Origin of the sequence: Agrobacterium tumefaciens str. B6 (genome assembly GCF_001541315.1) — a bacterium.
Taxonomy (GTDB): Bacteria; Pseudomonadota; Alphaproteobacteria; order Rhizobiales; family Rhizobiaceae; genus Agrobacterium; species Agrobacterium radiobacter.
This window is the reverse complement of sequence record NZ_LMVK01000034.1, coordinates 107022-125803: the sequence shown is the minus strand read 5'-3', so window position 1 is coordinate 125803 and position 18782 is coordinate 107022. Positions and strand designations below refer to the sequence as shown.

General features: G+C 59.5%; 15 protein-coding genes and 1 tRNA gene. 7 read left to right on the top strand and 9 right to left on the bottom strand.

All coding sequences use genetic code 11. From position 1 onward, the window contains the following. Positions 1-48 precede the first annotated feature (48 nt). On the bottom strand, positions 49-2601 hold the full coding sequence (locus tag ASB65_RS19710) for an HWE histidine kinase domain-containing protein (protein ID WP_060725124.1): 2553 nt from the start codon (positions 2599-2601) through the stop codon (positions 49-51). A 253-nt stretch (positions 2602-2854) separates the two neighbouring features. Here ASB65_RS19710 and ASB65_RS19705 point away from each other — a divergent pair, with 253 nt between their 5' ends. Both ASB65_RS19705 and ASB65_RS19700 read left to right on the top strand, forming a co-directional pair. Next, positions 2855-3277 (top strand): secondary thiamine-phosphate synthase enzyme YjbQ, encoded by a 423-nt coding sequence (locus ASB65_RS19705; RefSeq protein WP_060725123.1) that lies wholly within the window; start codon positions 2855-2857, stop codon positions 3275-3277. 152 nt (positions 3278-3429) lie between these two features. Then, complete coding sequence (locus ASB65_RS19700; protein WP_004430463.1) at positions 3430-3765, top strand: hypothetical protein; 336 nt, start codon at positions 3430-3432, stop codon at positions 3763-3765. Positions 3766-3933: 168 nt separating this feature from the next. Here the strand turns inward: ASB65_RS19700 and ASB65_RS19695 are convergent, their stop codons facing one another. After that, a complete protein-coding gene (locus ASB65_RS19695) occupies positions 3934-4677 on the bottom strand; it encodes an SIMPL domain-containing protein (RefSeq protein WP_004430464.1) in 744 nt (247 codons plus the stop codon). Between the two features lie 177 nt (positions 4678-4854). On the opposite strand from ASB65_RS19695, the gene ASB65_RS19690 reads away from it, so the two are divergent. Continuing rightward, positions 4855-4930: transfer RNA gene (locus ASB65_RS19690), tRNA-Ile, on the top strand. Positions 4931-5087: 157 nt separating this feature from the next. Here the strand turns inward: ASB65_RS19690 and ASB65_RS19685 are convergent. Together ASB65_RS19685 and ASB65_RS19680 are read right to left on the bottom strand one after the other, a co-directional pair. After that, on the bottom strand, positions 5088-5459 hold the full coding sequence (locus ASB65_RS19685; protein ID WP_004430631.1) for a hypothetical protein: 372 nt from the start codon (positions 5457-5459) through the stop codon (positions 5088-5090). A 211-nt stretch (positions 5460-5670) separates the two neighbouring features. Then, positions 5671-6303 (bottom strand): outer membrane protein, encoded by a 633-nt coding sequence (locus tag ASB65_RS19680; protein WP_004430633.1) that lies wholly within the window; start codon positions 6301-6303, stop codon positions 5671-5673. A gap of 443 nt (positions 6304-6746) precedes the next feature. On the opposite strand from ASB65_RS19680, the gene ASB65_RS19675 reads away from it, so the two are divergent. Continuing rightward, positions 6747-7199 carry a hypothetical protein gene (locus ASB65_RS19675; protein WP_004430635.1) on the top strand — a complete coding sequence of 151 codons (453 nt, stop codon included), beginning with the start codon at positions 6747-6749 and terminating at the stop codon, positions 7197-7199. A gap of 210 nt (positions 7200-7409) precedes the next feature. Continuing rightward, positions 7410-7970 carry a dual specificity protein phosphatase family protein gene (locus ASB65_RS19670; protein WP_035212709.1) on the top strand — a complete coding sequence of 187 codons (561 nt, stop codon included), beginning with the start codon at positions 7410-7412 and terminating at the stop codon, positions 7968-7970. A gap of 133 nt (positions 7971-8103) precedes the next feature. Here the strand turns inward: ASB65_RS19670 and ASB65_RS19665 are convergent, their stop codons facing one another. Further along, positions 8104-9363, bottom strand: a complete 1260-nt coding sequence (locus ASB65_RS19665) for an AGE family epimerase/isomerase (RefSeq protein ID WP_004430639.1) — start codon at positions 9361-9363, stop codon at positions 8104-8106. Between the two features lie 178 nt (positions 9364-9541). On the opposite strand from ASB65_RS19665, the gene metH reads away from it, so the two are divergent. Continuing rightward, complete coding sequence (gene metH / locus ASB65_RS19660) at positions 9542-13315, top strand: methionine synthase (protein WP_060725122.1); 3774 nt, start codon at positions 9542-9544, stop codon at positions 13313-13315. Positions 13316-13385: 70 nt separating this feature from the next. Here the strand turns inward: metH and ASB65_RS19655 are convergent, their stop codons facing one another. Then, positions 13386-14717: an MFS transporter gene (locus ASB65_RS19655; RefSeq protein ID WP_060725121.1), complete on the bottom strand. Its 1332-nt coding sequence runs from the start codon at positions 14715-14717 to the stop codon at positions 13386-13388. 78 nt (positions 14718-14795) lie between these two features. Next, positions 14796-15572, bottom strand: a complete 777-nt coding sequence (locus ASB65_RS19650; RefSeq protein WP_060725257.1) for an AAA family ATPase — start codon at positions 15570-15572, stop codon at positions 14796-14798. A gap of 331 nt (positions 15573-15903) precedes the next feature. Here ASB65_RS19650 and ASB65_RS19645 point away from each other — a divergent pair, with 331 nt between their 5' ends. Then, positions 15904-16542, top strand: coding sequence for a hypothetical protein (locus ASB65_RS19645; protein WP_060725120.1), 639 nt, complete (start codon positions 15904-15906; stop codon positions 16540-16542). Between the two features lie 41 nt (positions 16543-16583). On the opposite strand, the gene ASB65_RS19640 is transcribed toward ASB65_RS19645, so the two are convergent. Continuing rightward, on the bottom strand, positions 16584-17627 hold the full coding sequence (locus ASB65_RS19640) for a zinc-dependent alcohol dehydrogenase family protein (protein ID WP_060725119.1): 1044 nt from the start codon (positions 17625-17627) through the stop codon (positions 16584-16586). 95 nt (positions 17628-17722) lie between these two features. Beyond that, positions 17723-18781 (bottom strand): ABC transporter ATP-binding protein, encoded by a 1059-nt coding sequence (locus tag ASB65_RS19635; protein ID WP_060725118.1) that lies wholly within the window; start codon positions 18779-18781, stop codon positions 17723-17725. Position 18782: the final 1 nt, after the last annotated feature.

The window sequence follows — 18782 nt, the reverse complement described above, 5'->3', positions numbered from 1 at the left end:
GTGTCGTACTCCATGTGGCTGCAAGGGGTGCGTGCTTAGAGAGCTACCTCACACCCGCTCCGTATCACCCACCAGTAGCCCAATGCCCGCCATCAGCGCATCCTCATCATAGGGCTTGCGGATAACCGGCACATTGCCGAATTCATCCGGCACCATGCTGCCATCCGCATAGCCGGTGGCGAAGAGGAACGGGACGCCGCGGCGGTGAAGTTCTCTCGCGACCGGGATCGAGGTGTCTGAGCCGAGATTGATGTCGAGAATGGCCACGTCAGGCACATAGCTCTTCAGCTTTTCAATCGCCATTGCCGACGAGGTTGCCGTTTCGATAGTCTTGATGCCGTTATCCTCCAGCATGTTCTCGACATCCATGGCGATCAGCATCTGATCTTCGACGAGTAATACTTTCAACGGCTCCTCCCGGTTATAGCGTCTGGGCTGCGGTGCGGTTTCATCCTCGGTTTGCGAGCTGGAGGCAACCGTCGCCGATGAGACGTGACGGGAGGGCAGGAAAATTTCCGCCTCCAGCCCATCAGGCAAATAGCGCATCGTGCTGCGCCCGCCGAGATCGTAGGGGATGCTGCGGCTGATGAGCGCCGTGCCGAAACCGGCGCGCGACGGGGTAGGCAGTTTGGTGGGCAGGATTTCGCGCCACCCAATCTCGCAATCGCGGTTTTCGCTGATCTGCCAGCGCACATGCAATTGCCCGCCATTTTGCGAAAGCGCGCCGTATTTGGCGGCATTCGTCGCCAGTTCATGCAGAACCAGCGCCATCACGGAGAAAGCGCGTGAATCGAGCGTGACCTGAGGCCCCTCCAGTTTCACCGTCGTTTCCGGCGAGCGATGGGGCGACAATTCGGCGTCCAGAAGATCGCGAAGCGCGCCGCCGCCTTCACCGCGGATGATCTGGTCATGAGCAAAGGACAATGCCTGAATGCGGCCCTTCAGCGCGGTGACATATTCCTGCAGGGTCTTGCCCTCCTGCGAGGGATTGCCGACCAGCGATTTGATGATGGCGAGAACATTCTTGACGCGGTGGTTGAGTTCCTCGTTCAGCATGCGCTGGCGTACTTCGGCGCGTTCCCTTTCGCCAGCCATCAGCTCGCTGTGATGGAATGCAACCTCGACCAGCGCAATTCTGGCGGCTTCGGCGATTTCACGATCGGCTTCCGACCAGGGTTGCGCCTGCAGACGCACCGTCTCTTTCCAGATCGCAAAGCTTTTGCGCGGCGTGAGACGATCCCCCATCGGGCCGGTCTCATAGGATTTTTCCGGATTGCCGGCCCAGTTCAGGTTCTGCACGATCTCCTTGCGGAAAAACAGGAGATAGTCGTTCTTTACCTGCGAGAGCGGAATGGCGAGCATTCCGGCCGCGGTGCCGGCGTAGATTTCCGCTTCCGGTATGGCCTGTGACAGCGCATGGGTCGCCCAGACCTTGCCTTCGGAAGCCGAGGCGACGAAACGCGCCAGCCTTGGAATGGCGTCATGCGGCGGCGTTGCGCCATGGCAGTGCCAGTTGTTTCCCACCCACAGGCCAACGCCGTCACACGGCATCAGATCGGCAAAATCCTGGAAACTGTCGATCAGCAGTTCTTCAATATTGGCGTGATGCGCGGCAAGCCGCAGGAAACGGTCGAGCGCGGCATGGGCGTGGTTGACGGTATCGAGCCTGCGCTTCTGTTTCAGGACCTGCAGATGCATGGAGAAAAATTCCCCGAACATTTCCGCGGCGATCCGGACCGGCATGGTCAGCACGCGCGGGGAATAGTGATGACAGGCGATGAGGCCCCACAGAGCCCCGTCGACAATCACCGAAATGGACATGGAAGCGCCGACACCCATGTTGCGGAGATATTCGCAATGGATGGGCGAGACGCTGCGCAGATGCGCGAAGGACAGATCGAGCGGCTCGCCGGATGCATCGACGGCCGGCAGGACGGGAACGCGGGCGCCGCTGGCATCGGAGATAATGCGAAGCGTGTTCTTGAGATAGAGCGCACGGGCCTGCTGCGGGATGTCGCTGGCGGGGAAATATTGCCCGAGAAAGCTTTCCAGTTCCGGCTGCTTCGCCTCCGACACGACCTTGCCGGCGCCATCTTCCTCGAAACGGTAGATCATCACCCGGTCGTAACCGAGCGTCGCCTTTACCAGCCGCGTCGTTCTGGAAATCAGGCTTTCGAGGCTGTCCGCCTCGCGGATGCGGTCCACCATCTTGCGCGCCGTGCCGAGCGGCTGCGTTTCGCTGCCGGAGGGCTCGAATTCGATGATCGTGGTGGACTTGTAGCGGTGAAGCGAAATATCGAAGCTGCGGCCGTCGCTCATTTCCATGGCCGGCAGCATGGCGGGACGCGTGGTTCTGCCGGTGACGGTCAGCGCATTGCGAAGATCGTGGACGAGTTTTTTACCGAGCACGTCCTCGGCGGTTTTGCCATTGATATCGCCGTCAATGCCCAGCAGTTCGCGGCAGTTTTCGGAATGCCGCACCACCATGCGCATGGCGTTATCGCAGGCGATGAGACAGCCATGCGGTTGAATATAGCCTGGGATGTGGATGGGTTCGCGGTCGCAATTGGTCAGGTCGACTTGATAGTCACTGGGTGCCATGAATCAGTCTTTCGCACCTTGTGTCTGTCTGTGCCGAAGATAATCTGGTTGTCGTGAGATGGGAAAGCCTGAATAGTCCATTCTGATAGTGCCAACCCTTCCCCGATTTTTGCAACTGTGACGCCGGTTTTCCGTTGTGCTTTTATGAGCCGCCGTCATGCGATTGTCGTATCCGTGATGTCATCGGATACAATTTGACATGTTGCAACGTTGGCAGCGTCGATTTTGTTCCAAGTTATTTGAAGGAAAAATTGTGCCGCAGAAGAAGATGATCGTCCCCACCCATGGACAGGGCCTTTACGAGTTCACATCCGAGGCCAGGGCATTCGTCAATCATGCCGGGGTGGAGGAAGGCCTGCTGACAATCTTCGTCAGGCACACATCCTGCTCGCTGCTTATTCAGGAAAATGCCGATCCCGATGTGCGGCGTGATCTCATGGTGTTTTTCTCCCGGCTCGTGCCGCCTTCCGATGATCCTTCCATGCGATGGATCATCCACACGCTGGAAGGCCCCGACGATATGCCCGCCCATATCAAATCGGCGCTGACCACGGTTTCCATCGGTGTGCCGATCAGCGACGGCAGGCTTGTGCTCGGCACCTGGCAGGGCCTTTATCTTTTCGAACATCGCGACCAGCCGCATCGGCGGGAAATCGTGCTGCATATCTCGCCGTGATGTCTGGATCCGGATTGATGTATTGCGCGTTAACCTCTCTGAACGCCTGCTGAACATTCGGTTCTGCTGATATTCAGACGGGCGGGTCTAGGGTCTCGTCAATCGCCGGGGGATGTTCCCCTGTCGGCAAAGAAACAAACGGAGTGAAGTTCATGTTCAGCACCTTTGCAAAAGCCGGCCTGGCTACCCTCATAGCCCTCGGTGGAATTTCCTTTACGGCGCCAGCGGCTTCCGCAGGCTCGGATGTCCAGTTCAGAGTTCAGGTTCAGGACGGCTATGGTCATCGTCCCGGCTGGGGCCGTCCGGACCGCCCGCGCCGCGGCTGCTCGGTTTCGCTTGCGGAAGAAAAGGCAAGCCGCATGGGTCTTCGCCGTGCCCGCGTGGTTGATGTATCGCCGCGCCGGGTCGTGGTGGCAGGCTTTGACCGTCGCGGCCGTGATCGTATCGTTTTCGCCAATGAGCGCGGTTGCCCGGTGATCCGGCGCTAACAGCGGCCAGTCTTATCGATCTGCTGATATCCCCGTCGGGCAGAACGATTAAAAAATGCCCCTCGCTTGTCCGGAAAGGCAGGCGAGGGGCATTTCGTTTTGCATCATGCCAATGGCTGAATTCAGGATGGAGGAGGAGCGGCACAGGAGTGCCGCCCGCCGCCGATCTTACTGCTCGAGAGCGAAGGTGACGTTGACCACCACGCTGTAGCTGTTCTCACCCGACGCGATCGGCACGCTGTCGGCTTCCTTCATCATCGAAGCACGCATCACGCCCGCCGGTACCGGCATCGGGCGCTGCGAGTTTTCGCTGATCTGAATGACACGGCCAAGCTTCACGCCCGCCGCTTCCGTCAGCGTCTTCGCCTTGGCCAGCGCATCGGCGACGGCCTGCTTGCGGGCCTCGGTCACCGTCGCTTCGGGCTTGTCATTGGTGAAGGTGATGTCGCCGCCCTGGTTGATGCCGAGCTTGACGGAGGTATCGAGGATCGTGCCGAGCTTCTTCAGGTCGCGCACCCGCACGGTCAGGCCGTTGGATACCTGATAGCCGGTGATCTCGGGCGCAACATAGACGCCGTCCTTGGGTTCATAGTGCTTGTAGAGCGGCTGCACGGAGAAATTGCTGGTCTGCAGGTCGCGGTCTTCAATGGCGGCCTCTTTCAGCGCTTTCAGAACGTCGGCGAGCGCCTTGGAATTTTCGGTAAGAGCCGCAGCCGCAGTCTCCGCCTGCTTGACGACGCTGAAGGACAGGATCGCCATATCAGGGGCAATGGCCGCCTGGCCTTCACCGGAAACACTGATGGTGGCTTCGCGCGGGGAAGCCTCCTGCGCAGACACCTGGGCGGCAAGCGGCATCATGGCAGCTGCGGTCATTGCGGTGAGTGCGAAAAGGCGGGCCGTTTTTGTCTTCATGGTGTTTCCTCGTTGATTGAGTCCCTTTGAAGGGTATTGCCTTAGATTGTGTAGCTAATACGGCGGCGCTGTTTTGGGAAAGCATCAATGGCTTGTCGGGCTCAAAAAATTACGTTAGAGCGTGACCACCGGATTCGAACCATTGCGAAGCCGGTGTTTCGGATCGGTTTTCCGAAAGGGCCTGTAGCTCAATGGTTAGAGCCGGCGGCTCATAACCGCTTGGTTGGGAGTTCGAGTCTCTCCGGGCCCACCATTTTCCTCATATTTTAGACAAAATAGCGAGATTCCAGGCAGCGGATCCCTATTTCATCGATCATTGCCCTCTTCTGGATTTTTTGTTCCATCCAACAAAAATCCGACCAGCCGGTTAGGCTGATCGGATCATCAAGATTAAATTTTCGGCTATCGGGTCAGTTACAAACCCGCATACTCTCCGTATGCCAGCCGCCATCATAAGAATTGGGAACGCGGCGGTCTTCGAACCAGCAGCGCGGCGGGGGCGGCGGTGGCGGTTCGTAGTAGCGGGGGCCGCCGTTGCCGTTGGCGATGGCGCCGCCGATCAGGCCGCCGATGACGCCTGCGGCGAGGCCGCCGGCAATCGCTGCGCCATCATTGTGGCGGCGATGTTCGCGGTAGGGCGGCGGAGGTGGGCCGCCACGGTCATAACCCCGGTCGTAGCGCGGGCGATAGGGATAGTCCTGCGCGGCAGCGGTGCCATAGGATGCAAAAATGCTGCCGGTGGCGACCAGCGCGGCAATGGTGGAAAGAATTATCTTTTTCATCGGGGGCTACTCCATAAGCCTGCTTCGGGAGATAGAGGCTCATTATGCCCGGATGATGGCACGGGACGGGTGAACGGCCTGTGAATATCTCATTTTCAAGCGGTTCATATTTTCCTGATTTCCGACTGCAGGATCGCGGAAGATGCACGCTTTCCGCAATAAAAAAGCCCGGCGGACGGCCGGGCTTCTTGTCGAAATCCTTCGGTCGCGATCAGAACTTCACGCCGAGACCCACTTTAACCGTGTGCTGGTCGACATCGGTGTTGATACCGAAGATGTCCTTGTCGCTATAGTCGTTGTATCGATATTCCAGCCTGCCGAACACGTTGTCGGTGAAGGCATAGTCCAGACCGGCGCCCACGGTATAGCCGTTGAACGTGGTGCTGTCCTTGCCGGCTCCGGGCGTTTCGATGAAGCCGCGTGTCGCGGTCCAGCCAGCGGTGGCATAGAGCAGGGCGTGGTCGAAGGCATAGCCGACGCGGCCGCGAACGGAACCCTGCCAGTCGGTACCGATCTGCACGCCGGCATAGTCATTGTCGTTCCAGTTATAATCGACATCACCTTCGATGCCGAGCACCAGATTATTGTCGAACTGGTAATTGTAACCAACGAAGGCGCCGAGAATGCCGCCATCGAAATTATCCGAGGCGACCGGGCCGCCGGCCGAAAAATCGCCATTTGCCCAGCCCGCGCCGCCTTGAATACCAAGATAGGGGCCAGACCAGGTGAAGACCGGCAGGGTTTCCTGCGCGACCGGAGGTGCTGGCGTTTCGTAGACGGCATCCGCGGCCATTGCGGTGCTGGCCGACAGGGCCAGGAGTGACGTTACGATCAGCGTTTTCATCGTTTTTCTCCCTGAGCTGACTGACATCCATAGCATAGATTAGCTGCTTTTAATATGGGGCGGGGTTCGGCGGTTCCAAGAGGCGCTCATGTCCTCCCGGCGTTGCTGCCGTCTTGCCCCGGTTCGCGGCGTTTTATCGCCCCGCCATGCTGTTCTGATGCTGCGAACGCCTTCAGCCGCGTTTGGTTCCCTTTGGTGTTTCGTCAAAGGTCCGGAAAGGCGGTGGGCGGGTGTCACGCTTGGTTGTCTTGACAGCGGGGGACGCGACCATAGAGTTGTGGTTGACTACGGCGGGGGCGGGGCTTTGCGCTGCGCCAGAAGCGGCATAAGCTGCGGCTGAGAGTACACCGCTGCGACCTCCCGGTGAGGGGGATCGTAGCGGGCGGAAAGGGCATGGGAGGATGAGTTCACATGAGGCATTATTTTAGCGGAGGAGGGACGACGTGATTGTCGGAGCCGTTCTCAGCGCCATTCTTCTCCTCACCCTCATTGCGTTTCCGCGGCATCTCAAATCCGTTGTCATCTGCCTGTTGCTGATCTGGACGACCACCGCCGCCTTTGTGATTTATGACTGGCGGCGCGGCAACCAGCGGCTCGACCATATCGTCGCGACCGCCGGCTTCGACGTGGCCTGCCCGGATGCGGCATTGCCAATCCGCCTCAGCTTCCGCAATGACAACAATGTCGCGGTGCAGCGGCTGACCTATACGCTCGAAGGGTTCGAACCGGCCTTCCGTGCCTCCGTCACCTTCGATCCCTATCAGGTTAGCGAAAGACGGATCGAGGCTGGGGAGACGTTCGCGGCCTGCCGTTCCTTCCGGCTGCGCAACAATGAAAGGGTAGAGCCGCAACGTCTGGAATGGCGCGTTACCGTCATATCCGCAGAATTCGACTGAACGGTTCGACTGCTTCCGGCGATCACGGTATTTTGAGAATTTTCGCTCCGGTGAGCGGCCGTCGTAAAACCCTTGCATCACAGTTGCTTCGGGCGGAAAGGTCAACTTCCATCGTCCGCGCCGGAACGGGTCGGGATGGTCGCTGACTTGTTTTCGTCCATTTGCAATGCCACTTCCCCCTTCATTCGATTGATGTCGCGGGTTGATGTTTTGCGTATTGTTCTGAAGTTTCTGAAAATAACGGCCATTGGCCTTGTCGCCCTGCCGGTTCTGGCGGGTGCGCATATGGGCATCGGCCAGCTGACCGGAAATTTCCACGAAGTCATTCCCGGCGAACTCTATCGTTCGGCCCAGCCGAGCGGCAAGGACATCGCGGCCTATGCCAAGGCCTATGGCATCAAGACGATCATCAACCTGCGCGATGAAAAGCGTGAAGGCTGGTATGAAGCCGAAAGCCGCGCGGCGAAAAACAATGGCATCCGGCTTGTCGATTATCCGCTGAGTTCAAGCGAAAAGGTCTCGGTGGAGGATTCGGAAACGCTGGCGGCCGTGCTGCGCAATGCGGAAAAGCCTGTTCTCATCCACTGTGAACATGGCGCCAACCGCACCGGGCTTGCCTCCGCCATCTATGTGGCTGCTGTGGCCGGCAAGGGCGAGGCGGCAGCCGAGTTTCAGCTTTCGCCCTATTACGGGCATGTGCCGATCCCCGGAATCGGGCGCTATGAAATGTACCAGTCATGGGATGATTTCGAGGAAACCATCGGGTTTTGAGGGTTGCTTTATGCTCGACGTCATCCTCGGCCCTGTGCCGAGGATCTAACCACTTTGCGTCCGATACATAGGCCGCAGATGCTCGGGACAAGCCCGAGCATGACGGCAGAGGGGCTATTGGCCGCAGCGCGCCTTAATAATCCCCGCCGCTTTCCTTGATCACCTTCGTCAGGCTGCCCGTCGCCGGGAAAAGCGGGATGAGGCAGGCCTGGAGCGCATGGTAGATATCGCCCTTGCCTGGGAATAGCGTGTGGGCGGGAACCAGATCTTCCGTCAGTTCCTCGTGCCAGCCGCCATTGGCATGGTCGATGAAGTTGTTGGCGATGGTGCTCCAGATGCGACGATAGCTGTCTTCGTAGAAGCCATCCGCCGGCAGGTTCTCGTTGAGGAAATGGGCCGCACCCGCCGCCTCGGACATGGGCCACCAGAGCTTTGCCCGCTTGTCGGGATTGTCATTCCAGTCCAGCGTATAAAAGAAGCCGCCCTTTTCCCGGTCCCAGCCCAGCGCCATGGACTGCACGAAGAGGGATTTGGCCGCGACAGGCATCCAGTCGTGGCGGCGTTCGCCCAGTATCCACAATTGCAGGATGAGGCGCGCCCATTCCAGCCAGTGACCGGGGGTGGAGCCGGAGGGGCGGAACATTTCGTTGCCGCGATAGTCCTTGTCCAGCGTCCAGTTGTCGTCGAAATGCTCGGGCACGCGGAAATCCAGCTCGCCGGCGCGGCGACGGATGACGAGATCGGCGATGCGTTCGGCCTTGCTGAGATAGTTATTGTCGCCGGTCACCTCATAGGCGGCCATCAGCGCTTCGGTGAGGTGCATATTGGAGTTCTGGCCGCGATAATTGTCGATGGGCGACCAGTCGCGATTGAATTCCTCGGCGATGGCGCCATGTTTTTCTTCCCAGAAACGACTTTCCAGCACTTCGGTAATATCAGCCAACATCGGGTCGGCCAGCGGGTGGCCGACGGTCTTGGCGGAAGAGGCGGCCAGAAGCACGAAGGCGTGGCCATAACCCTGCTTGGTGGCGTCCACTGGGCCGGCATCGTTCACCTGCCAGAAATAACCACCATGTTCGCCATCGCGGTGCTTGTTCCAGAGATAGGTCATGCCGTGATCGACGATATCACCGCAGCCCGGCCGGCCAAGCAGGTGGCCGATGGAGAAGCAATGCACCATGCGCGCGGAGGCATGGATGCCGCGCACGGGATCGTTTGCCTGCAGCGGCGCGCCCTTGGCGTCGAGATCGAAGAAACCGCCGGCGGGATTGAGGGCGCGATACTGGAAGAAGTCGAAAAGACCCTCGGCCTGTTTCACCAGCCACTGGCGGTGCCAGGGCAGGGTATTCCAGTTGCGGCTGTTGTGATCGTCTTCGGGCATTGCGTCCTCCATGCGTTTGCTGCTTCGGCTTATATCCTTGCCGTATAAACCTGTCATCTGTCAGCGATATTTCGTAACGTGACGCAACGACGCAAAGCCATGCCTGTCCCTTGAAGATATATTGACATAAACATATCTTTATGTGACTTGACGACTTGCGATCTTGCAAATCGAAATGAGGAGTGTGCCCGTGTTTGACGATCTGTTTGGCCCTGAAGGGGCAAAGCGCGACGGCGCGGAAATTTTCAAGGCGCTGCGCGAGGCTGCCAGCGAACGCATCCTCATTCTCGACGGTGCCATGGGCACGCAGATCCAGGGTCTGGGTTTTGACGAAGACCATTTTCGCGGCGACCGTTTCATCGGCTGCGCCTGTCACCAGAAGGGCAATAACGACCTTCTGATCCTGACCCAGCCCGACGCCATCGAAGAAATTCACTACCGCTACGCCATGGCGGGTGCGGATATTCTCGAGACCAACACGTTTTCGTCCACACGCATCGCGCAGGCCGATTACGAGATGGAAAATGCGGTCTACGATCTCAACCGCGAAGGGGCGCAGATTGTCCGCCGCGCCGCCCAGCGCGCCGAGCGGGAAGACGGCCGCCGCCGTTTCGTGGCCGGCGCCATCGGCCCGACCAACCGCACGGCCTCTATTTCGCCTGACGTGAACAATCCCGGTTACCGCGCCGTCACCTTCGACGATCTGCGCATTGCCTATGGCGAGCAGATCGACGGCCTGATCGACGGCGGTGCCGATATCATCCTCATCGAGACGATTTTCGATACGCTGAACGCCAAGGCGGCGATATTCGCCTGCGAGGAGCGTTTCGAGGCCAAGGGCATCCGCCTGCCGGTGATGATCTCAGGCACGATTACCGACCTCTCCGGCCGCACGCTTTCCGGTCAGACGCCTTCGGCGTTCTGGAATTCGGTGCGTCACGCCAACCCCTTCACCATCGGCCTGAACTGTGCGCTTGGTGCGGATGCGATGCGTCCGCATCTGCAGGAACTGTCTGACGTCGCCGATACCTTCGTCTGCGCCTATCCCAATGCCGGCCTGCCGAACGAATTCGGTCAGTATGACGAAACGCCTGAGATGATGGCGCGGCAGGTGGAAGGCTTCGTGCGCGACGGTCTCGTCAACATTGTCGGCGGTTGCTGCGGTTCGACGCCCGAGCATATCCGGGCGATTGCCGAAGCGGTCCAGGATTACAAGCCGCGCCCGATTCCCGAGCACAAGCCCTTCATGTCGCTTTCCGGCCTTGAGCCCCTCGTGCTGACCAAGGACATTCCCTTCGTCAATGTCGGCGAACGCACCAACGTCACCGGCTCGGCCAAGTTCCGTAAGCTCATCACCGCCGGTGATTACACGGCGGCTCTCGCCGTTGCCCGTGACCAGGTGGAAAACGGTGCACAGATCATCGACATCAACATGGATGAAGGCCTGATCGATTCCGAAAAGGCGATGGTGGAGTTTTTGAACCTCATCGCCGCCGAGCCTGACATCGCCCGCGTGCCTGTCATGATCGACTCGTCGAAGTTCGAGATCATCGAAGCAGGCCTGAAATGCGTTCAGGGCAAACCCATCGTCAACTCGATTTCGCTGAAGGAAGGCGAGGAGAAGTTTCTCCAGCAGGCGCGGCTCGTTCACAATTACGGTGCGGCGGTCGTCGTCATGGCCTTTGACGAGGTCGGGCAGGCCGACACCTATCAGCGCAAGGTGGAAATCTGCTCGCGCGCCTACAAGCTGCTGACCGAAAAGGCCGGCCTGTCGCCTGAGGACATCATCTTCGATCCGAACGTTTTTGCGGTGGCGACGGGTATCGAAGAGCACAATAATTACGGCGTTGATTTCATCGAGGCCACCAAGACCATCCGCGAAACCATGCCGCTCACGCATATTTCCGGCGGTGTTTCCAACCTGTCCTTCTCCTTCCGCGGCAACGAGCCGGTGCGTGAGGCGATGCATGCCGTGTTCCTCTACCACGCCATTCAGGTCGGCATGGATATGGGCATCGTCAATGCCGGGCAGCTTGCGGTTTACGACAATATCGATGCGGAACTGCGCGAGGCCTGCGAGGACGTGGTGCTGAACCGCCGCGACGACGCGACGGAGCGTCTGCTCGAGGTGGCTGAGCGTTTCCGCGGCACAGGCGCCAAGGACACCAAGGTGCAGGATCTCTCCTGGCGCGAACTTCCCGTCGAGAAGCGTCTGGAGCATGCGCTGGTTAACGGCATCACCGATTTCATCGAGGCCGATACGGAAGAGGCGCGCCAGAAGGCGGAGCGCCCGCTGCACGTCATCGAAGGGCCGCTGATGGCCGGCATGAATGTGGTCGGCGACCTGTTCGGTTCGGGCAAGATGTTCCTGCCGCAGGTGGTGAAATCCGCCCGCGTGATGAAGCAGGCCGTGGCCGTGCTGCTTCCTTACATGGAAGAGGAAAAACGCCTCAATGGCGGGTCTGAGCGCAGTGCTGCCGGCAAGGTGCTGATGGCGACCGTGAAGGGCGACGTGCACGATATCGGCAAGAACATCGTTGGTGTCGTTCTCGCCTGCAACAATTACGAGATCATTGATCTCGGCGTGATGGTGCCGACGACGAAAATCCTTGAAACGGCTATTGCCGAAAAGGTTGACGTGATCGGCCTTTCGGGCCTCATCACGCCATCGCTGGATGAGATGGTGCATGTGGCGGCCGAAATGGAGCGGCAGGGTTTCGACATTCCGCTGTTGATCGGCGGTGCAACGACGAGCCGCGTGCATACGGCCGTGAAAATTCATCCGCGCTACGAGCAGGGTCAGGCGATCTACGTCACCGATGCTTCGCGCGCGGTCGGCGTCGTGTCGGCACTTCTCTCCGCCGAGCAGAAGCCCGCTTATATCGATGGCATTCGCAGCGAATATGCCAAGGTGGCGGAGGCCCATGCCCGCAACGAGCGCGAAAAGCTGCGCCTGCCGCTTTCCCGTGCCCGGGAGAATGCGCACAAGATCGACTGGTCGAGCTATAGCGCCGTCAAGCCGCAATTCTTCGGCACCAAGGTGTTCGAAACCTACGATCTTGAGGAGCTTTCCCGTTACATCGACTGGACGCCGTTCTTCCAGACCTGGGAGTTAAAGGGCCGTTTCCCGGCGATCCTCGAGGATGAAAAGCAGGGTGAAGCGGCGCGTCAGCTTTATAGCGATGCGCAGGCCATGCTGAAGAAGATCATCGAAGAGAACTGGTTCCGTCCGCGCGCGGTAATCGGGTTCTGGCCCGCCAATGCGGTGGGCGACGATATCAGGCTGTTCACGGATGAGAGCCGCAAGGAAGAGCTTGCGACCTTCTTCACGCTGCGCCAGCAGCTTTCCAAGCGCGACGGTCGTCCCAATGTGGCGCTGTCCGACTTCGTGGCGCCTGTCGATAGCGGCGTTGCCGATTATGTCGGTGGTTTCGTGGTGACGGCGGGTATCGAGGAAGTGGCGATTGCCGAACGTTTCGAGCGGGCGAATGACGATTATTCGTCCATCCTCGTCAAGGCGCTGGCCGACCGCTTTGCGGAAGCTTTTGCCGAGCGCATGCATGAGCGCGTCCGCAAGGAGTTCTGGGGTTATGCGCCGAACGAAGCGTTTGCCGGCGACGAGCTGATCGGCGAGGCCTATGCCGGTATCCGCCCCGCGCCCGGTTATCCGGCCCAGCCCGATCACACCGAAAAGAAGACGCTGTTTGCCCTGCTCGACGCCACCAATGCGGCGGGCGTGGAACTGACGGAGAGCTATGCCATGTGGCCCGGCTCGTCGGTGTCAGGCCTCTATATCGGCCATCCCGAGAGCTATTATTTCGGCGTCGCCAAGGTGGAGCGCGACCAGGTGCTGGATTATGCACGCCGCAAGGATATGCCGGTGGAAGAGGTGGAGCGCTGGCTCGGGCCTGTTCTCAACTACGTGCCGACGAATGCTGCCGAGGAAATCGACAGCGCTGCGTGAGGTTTCACTCATCGTCGCTGAAATAAAAAAGCGCGGGTTTTGCCCGCGCTTTTTTTGTGAACTGTTAAACTTACGACCTTAACGCCGCCAGTTCCTCGATGCCGACGTGGCTTTCGACCTCACTGCCTCGCAGGTAGAGGTAAAGACCGATCGCGAAGGCGAGAACGGCGATGAAGACGAGATACCAGGCATGGGCCATCGGATTGATCGCAAGCGCCGTCGTCACGCCGATTGGCGTCAGCCCGCCAAAGACGGCATAGGAGACGTTGTAGGCGAAGGAGAGGCCGGAGAACCGGACCGATGCCGGGAAGGCGCGAACCATGACATAGGGCACCGCACCCGCCATGCCGACCGAGAGGCCCATCACGCCATAAAGCACGAACATGGTCTGAAGCGAGGTGCCGGCGTAGCTGTAGAAGGTGAAGGTGGCGATGCCGAAAAAGATGCTCGCGCCCATGAAGAAGAGGCCGGAGCCGATACGGTCGATCAGGGCGCCGGCGATGATGACGCCGAAGATCAGGAACAGCGTGCCGAAGCTGGTGCCGGCGAGCGCCTGCGTCGGGGTGTAGCCATAGAGCTTCTGCAGGAAGGTGGCGGTCATCAGCGTCGTGACGACGATGGCGGCCGACAGAACCCATGTCAGCAGAGCGGAGATGATCACGCCACGCATATGGTGCTTCAGTACCAGCCCGAGCGGCAGCTTGTCCGTCAGCGATTTTGACTTCTTCATCTCCATGAAGATCGGCGTTTCTTCCAGCCAGCGGCGCAGATAAACAGCGATCAGGCCGAAAATGCCGCCGAGCAGGAAGGGAATGCGCCAGGCGTAACCGGCCACGTCTTCCGGTGTGAAGAGCGAGTTGATGGCGAAAGCGATTAGCGAGCCCAGCATGATGCCGAAAGAGAGGCCGGATGTGAGAAAACCGCAGGCAAGCCCGACGCGGCGGAACGGCACGTGTTCGGCAACGAAGGTCCAGGCCCCCGGTACTTCACCGCCGATGGCAGCACCCTGCAGCATGCGCAGGATGATGAGCAGGATGGGGGCGGCGACGCCGATGGTGGCGTAGGTCGGCATCAGCGCCATGCCCAGCGTGGAGAGGGCCATCAGCAGGATCGAGAAGGCAAAGACGCGCTTGCGGCCATAACGGTCGCCATAATGCGCGAGAACGATGCCGCCCAGCGGCCGCACCAGATAACCGGCGGCGAAGATGCCGAAGGTCTGGATCATCACCAGCCAGTTGGGCATTTCCGGCGGGAAAAACAGATGGCCGATGACAGTCGCGAAAAATACGAAAATGATGAAGTCGTAAAATTCGAGCGCACCGCCCAGGGCCGAAAGACCGAGAGTTTTGTAATCCTGGCTGTTGAGTGGCCGGGCTGCTGCCGGTGTGGTGGTGGGAGACATGAAGCTGCTTCTTTTCTAAATTACGTATTACTTATGGGCATGCGGCAAGCGCAGCGCGATTTCAAGCCTTATCGATGTTCAATCGCTCAGGTATTTCGAGGGACGGTCGAGGAAGCGTCGCAGGAAGCTGATGTTCTCCAGCTCGTCATAGAGGCGCTCGGTGACGCCATCCTCATCGAAACAATAAATCGTCGCCTCGGGAATGGCCAAGAGCACCGGTGAATGGGTGGCGATGATCAACTGGCCGCCACTATCGGCGGCGTCACGGATGAGGGCCGCCAGTTCGAGCTGTTTTTGCGGCGAAAGCGGGCTTTCCGGTTCGTCGAGAAAATAGAGGCCGGCGCCATGGACCCGCCGGTGCAGAATGTCGAGAAAACCCTCGCCATGCGACCGCCGGTCTATGGCATTGTTCCTGATGATCCCGCGAAACGTCTCCGGAGTTTCCTCGGGAAAGTCTTCGCCTTTTTTCAGAGCCTTCTCCCGCTCCCAGCGAAAATCGTCCAGCGCCTCCTCATTCTGGCGACGGACATAACCGAGGACATCTTCCGCGCGCAGGAACATGCGAATCTTCGGATATTTCTTACGGGCGAAATAGAAAGACTTCGCCACGGTCTCGGCATGCTGGAGATAGAGGTCGCCGGCCACCTGGCCGTGATTGCCGATGGCATAAGCCGTCATCCCCGCCGCCAGCCCCTCCAGCAGCGTCGATTTGCCGGAGCCGTTATTGCCGGCAAAAAAGGTGATTGGCGTCTTGAATTCGAGGCGTTCCAGATGGCGCAGCGCCGGAACCGAGAAAGGGTAATCATCCCTCCCGCCCGTGCTTTCCTTCATGGTTACGCTGTCGAGAAACAGCATGTCGCAGTCCTTGCCAATATCCATCCTGTGCGGAGGTGGTGAGCCTCGGCGCGTCTTGGAGACCCGAGGTGTGTCAGTAGGACTGCAGTTTAACGTGGTCTGCGGCCTGCGCCAATGGCGCCGGACTGTTCGGTCTCAATTCGGCTTTGCAGGGCTATATTTCTTAGTGTATTATAAAATAATAATTCATAACTTGTAATATAGTATGATTTCGTATATACGATTGGACATAATAACTATTGTGTAATTAAAAGACTAAACCAGATATATACTCCGTATTAATACAGTGGTGTCAATCGTCATGCATTCTCATTGCTGTTGTGGGGAATGGATGAATTACATTGCACTATTTTCCGCCGTGACCCTTTTTTCCGCGATATTCGCGAGTGGGGCAGAGGCGCGGAAGGTTCGATTATTTGCCATACCCGGATTTGGCGGCGGTGAGACGATCGATCTCGTCTATGATCTGCCGAACACCGCAGCTTTCCTCCGGGACGGGAAGGCGCTCGATCTCGGTTATCTGAATGGTAGCACTAGCGGCTATGTTCTGTATCACGGCGACCGTTATACCAAGCTCAGCCATGCGGATATTGCGAGCCTGAAGGCGACGCTTGGTTTTGATCCAACGACCAAACACCGCATGGAACGCGCAGCCCGTGACGAGCAGAACAGCCGCTGGGGCTTGGTGATTTTCATTGCCGTGCTTGCGGTCGGCTTTTTGGTTTTCATCCACAAGGGGCTACAGATCATACGGTGGTTTGCGCGGTCACTGACGACACCAGCCGTCACTGACAATGGCTCCGCGGACGCCGTGTCCGATCCGCTGGAGATACGCAAGAAACAACTGATGAACCGCCAGTGGAGCGACAACCAGGCTAGTCCGGGCGCAAGTGTGCCGGCACCTTCCTCAGAGCAGGCGCCGTCCCGGGCCGGCGCTCCTGTCCGGGCTTTCGGGCGCAGGAACGCCTGAGCCTGACCCGGCTCCGTCCGCGAACCGTCACAGGACCGGGACTATTCGAACCGGTCTATGATGCTGATGCCGCTTTCCCTGAAGCTATCCATGGCGGGCAGGGCGGTTGCGGCCTCGGAAAGCGTGATGTGGCGGCCGATCAGCTTTTCCGGTGCAAGCTTCCCGCTTTCGATCATGGCCAGCATGTCCCCGTAACGCCACGCCTGCATGCCGTGGCTGCCGTAGATTTCCAGCTCATGGGCGATCACCCGGGCCATGGGAATGGCGGGCATGGCATGGTCGGCGAGCATGAGGCCCACCTGCACATGGCGTCCACGCCGGCGCAGGTTGCTGATGGAGTTGCAGCACGTCTGCGGGTGGCCAAGCGCATCGACCGAGACATGCGCACCGCCGCCTGTCACCTCGCGCACGGCTTCGGCAACATCGGCAACCGTGCGGCTGTTGATTGTCGCGGTCGCGCCGAGCTGCCGGGCCATCTCAAGCTTGTCTTCGGCGATGTCGATGGCGACGACCTGCGCGCCAAGACCAGCGCCGATCATGATGGCGGAGAGGCCGACGCCGCCGCAGCCAGGAACCGCCAGCCATTCGCCGCCCTTCAGGCGTCCCTGATCGGTCACGGCACGGAAGGAGGTGGCGAAACGGCAGCCGAGGCCGGCGGCGGTGGCGTAGCTCATCGATTGAGGCAGGTGCACGAGGTTCTGGTCGGCATAATCGATCGCGACATATTCGGCGAAGGAACCCCAATGGGTGAAGCCGGGCTGGAACTGCGCTTCGCAGACCTGCTGGTTGCCGGAACGGCATTCATGGCAATGGCCGCAGCCGGAGACGAAAGGAACGGTAACGCGGTCGCCGGTCTTGAAGCGGGTGACGTGTCTGCCGACCGCGGCGATGACGCCGGCAAATTCGTGGCCGGGAACGTGCGGCAGGCGAATATCCGGGTCATGCCCCATCCAGCCGTGCCAGTCGCTCCGGCACAGGCCCGTCGCTTTCACCGCGATGACGACGCCGCCATCGGTCGGTTCCGGATCGGGCAGGGATGCGACTACCGGGGTTTCGCCGAATCGTTCGTAATAAAGCGCGCGCATCATGGCCTCACATCGTTGGTATGCAGGTTCGAAGTGATACCTGCTCTACCATTTCCAGCAAGGGGGCGGAGCGGTTTTGCATCCGGAAAGGTGGTTCAGTCCTTGATGACCATCAGGTCGCCGGCCGCGAATTTCAGCGTCACCGGCTCACCGACGGCGGGGGGCGCTGTGCCGGGATCGTTGAACATGTCGAAAGACAGGGTCGAGCCGCCAAGATCGAGGCGGGTGCGGATGACGGAGCCGAGGAACTGGCTGGAGGTGACCGTGCCGGAAATGGCGACATCGCCTTTCGCATCACTGCCGAGCGAGCCCGCTTCCGGTCGCAGGGCAAGAGTAATTTTTTCGCCGTTCGCCGCATCGACCGGCTTGTGGAGGGTGATCTGCTGCTCTCCGACACGGATGGTGTTGGAGGAGGAATCCACGATGGTCGCGTCGATGAGGTTGAGCGTACCGACGAAGGAGGCGACGAAGCGGGTCGCGGGCTTGTTGTAAATATCGAAGGGCGAGCCGATCTGGTCGGCGCGGCCGCCATTCATGACAACGATCCGGTCGGAAATCGACAGGGCCTCTTCCTGATCGTGGGTCACGAAAATGGTGGTGATGCCGAGTTTCTGCTGGATCTGGCGGATTTCCTCCCGCAGCGAGACGCGGATCTTGGCGTCGAGCGCCGAAAGCGGTTCGTCGAGCAGAAGGACTTCCGGCTTCGGGGCCAGAGCGCGGGCAAGCGCCACGCGCTGCTGCTGGCCGCCCGACATCTGATAGGGGTAGCGGTCCGCCAGATGTTCCAGATGGATAAGCTGGAGCATTTCCTTCACGCGCGCATCGATCTCGGCTTTCGGCTTGCCGGCGACTTTGAGCCCGAAGGCGACGTTTTCATAGACGTTCATGTTGGGGAAAAGCGCGTAGGCCTGGAACACCATGCCGATATTGCGCTGATTGGGGCGGAGCGCCGTCTGGTCCTTCCCGTTGATGACGATCGATCCGCCGGTCGGAATTTCAAAACCGGCGATCATGCGCAGCACGGTGGTCTTGCCGCAGCCCGATGGTCCGAGAAAGGAGACGAATTCGCCCTTTTCGATGGCCATGTTGAAATCATGCACGACTTGCACGGAGCCGAAGGATTTCTTGATATTGCTAAGTGTCAAAAAGCTCATG

What these genes read in the sequence shown, in the direction of transcription:
- ASB65_RS19635 (WP_060725118.1), bottom strand. Translation starts at nt 18,781, where the DNA reads ATGAGCTTTTTGACACTTAGCAATATCAAGAAATCCTTCGGCTCCGTG.
- ASB65_RS19645 (WP_060725120.1), top strand. Translation starts at nt 15,904, where the DNA reads ATGAATTACATTGCACTATTTTCCGCCGTGACCCTTTTTTCCGCGATA.
- ASB65_RS19680 (WP_004430633.1), bottom strand. Translation starts at nt 6,303, where the DNA reads ATGAAAACGCTGATCGTAACGTCACTCCTGGCCCTGTCGGCCAGCACC.
- ASB65_RS19685 (WP_004430631.1), bottom strand. Translation starts at nt 5,459, where the DNA reads ATGAAAAAGATAATTCTTTCCACCATTGCCGCGCTGGTCGCCACCGGC.
- ASB65_RS19700 (WP_004430463.1), top strand. Translation starts at nt 3,430, where the DNA reads ATGTTCAGCACCTTTGCAAAAGCCGGCCTGGCTACCCTCATAGCCCTC.
- ASB65_RS19710 (WP_060725124.1), bottom strand. Translation starts at nt 2,601, where the DNA reads ATGGCACCCAGTGACTATCAAGTCGACCTGACCAATTGCGACCGCGAA.
- ASB65_RS19650 (WP_060725257.1), bottom strand. Translation starts at nt 15,572, where the DNA reads ATGCTGTTTCTCGACAGCGTAACCATGAAGGAAAGCACGGGCGGGAGG.
- ASB65_RS19640 (WP_060725119.1), bottom strand. Translation starts at nt 17,627, where the DNA reads ATGCGCGCGCTTTATTACGAACGATTCGGCGAAACCCCGGTAGTCGCA.
- ASB65_RS19695 (WP_004430464.1), bottom strand. Translation starts at nt 4,677, where the DNA reads ATGAAGACAAAAACGGCCCGCCTTTTCGCACTCACCGCAATGACCGCA.
- ASB65_RS19665 (WP_004430639.1), bottom strand. Translation starts at nt 9,363, where the DNA reads ATGGAGGACGCAATGCCCGAAGACGATCACAACAGCCGCAACTGGAAT.
- ASB65_RS19655 (WP_060725121.1), bottom strand. Translation starts at nt 14,717, where the DNA reads ATGTCTCCCACCACCACACCGGCAGCAGCCCGGCCACTCAACAGCCAG.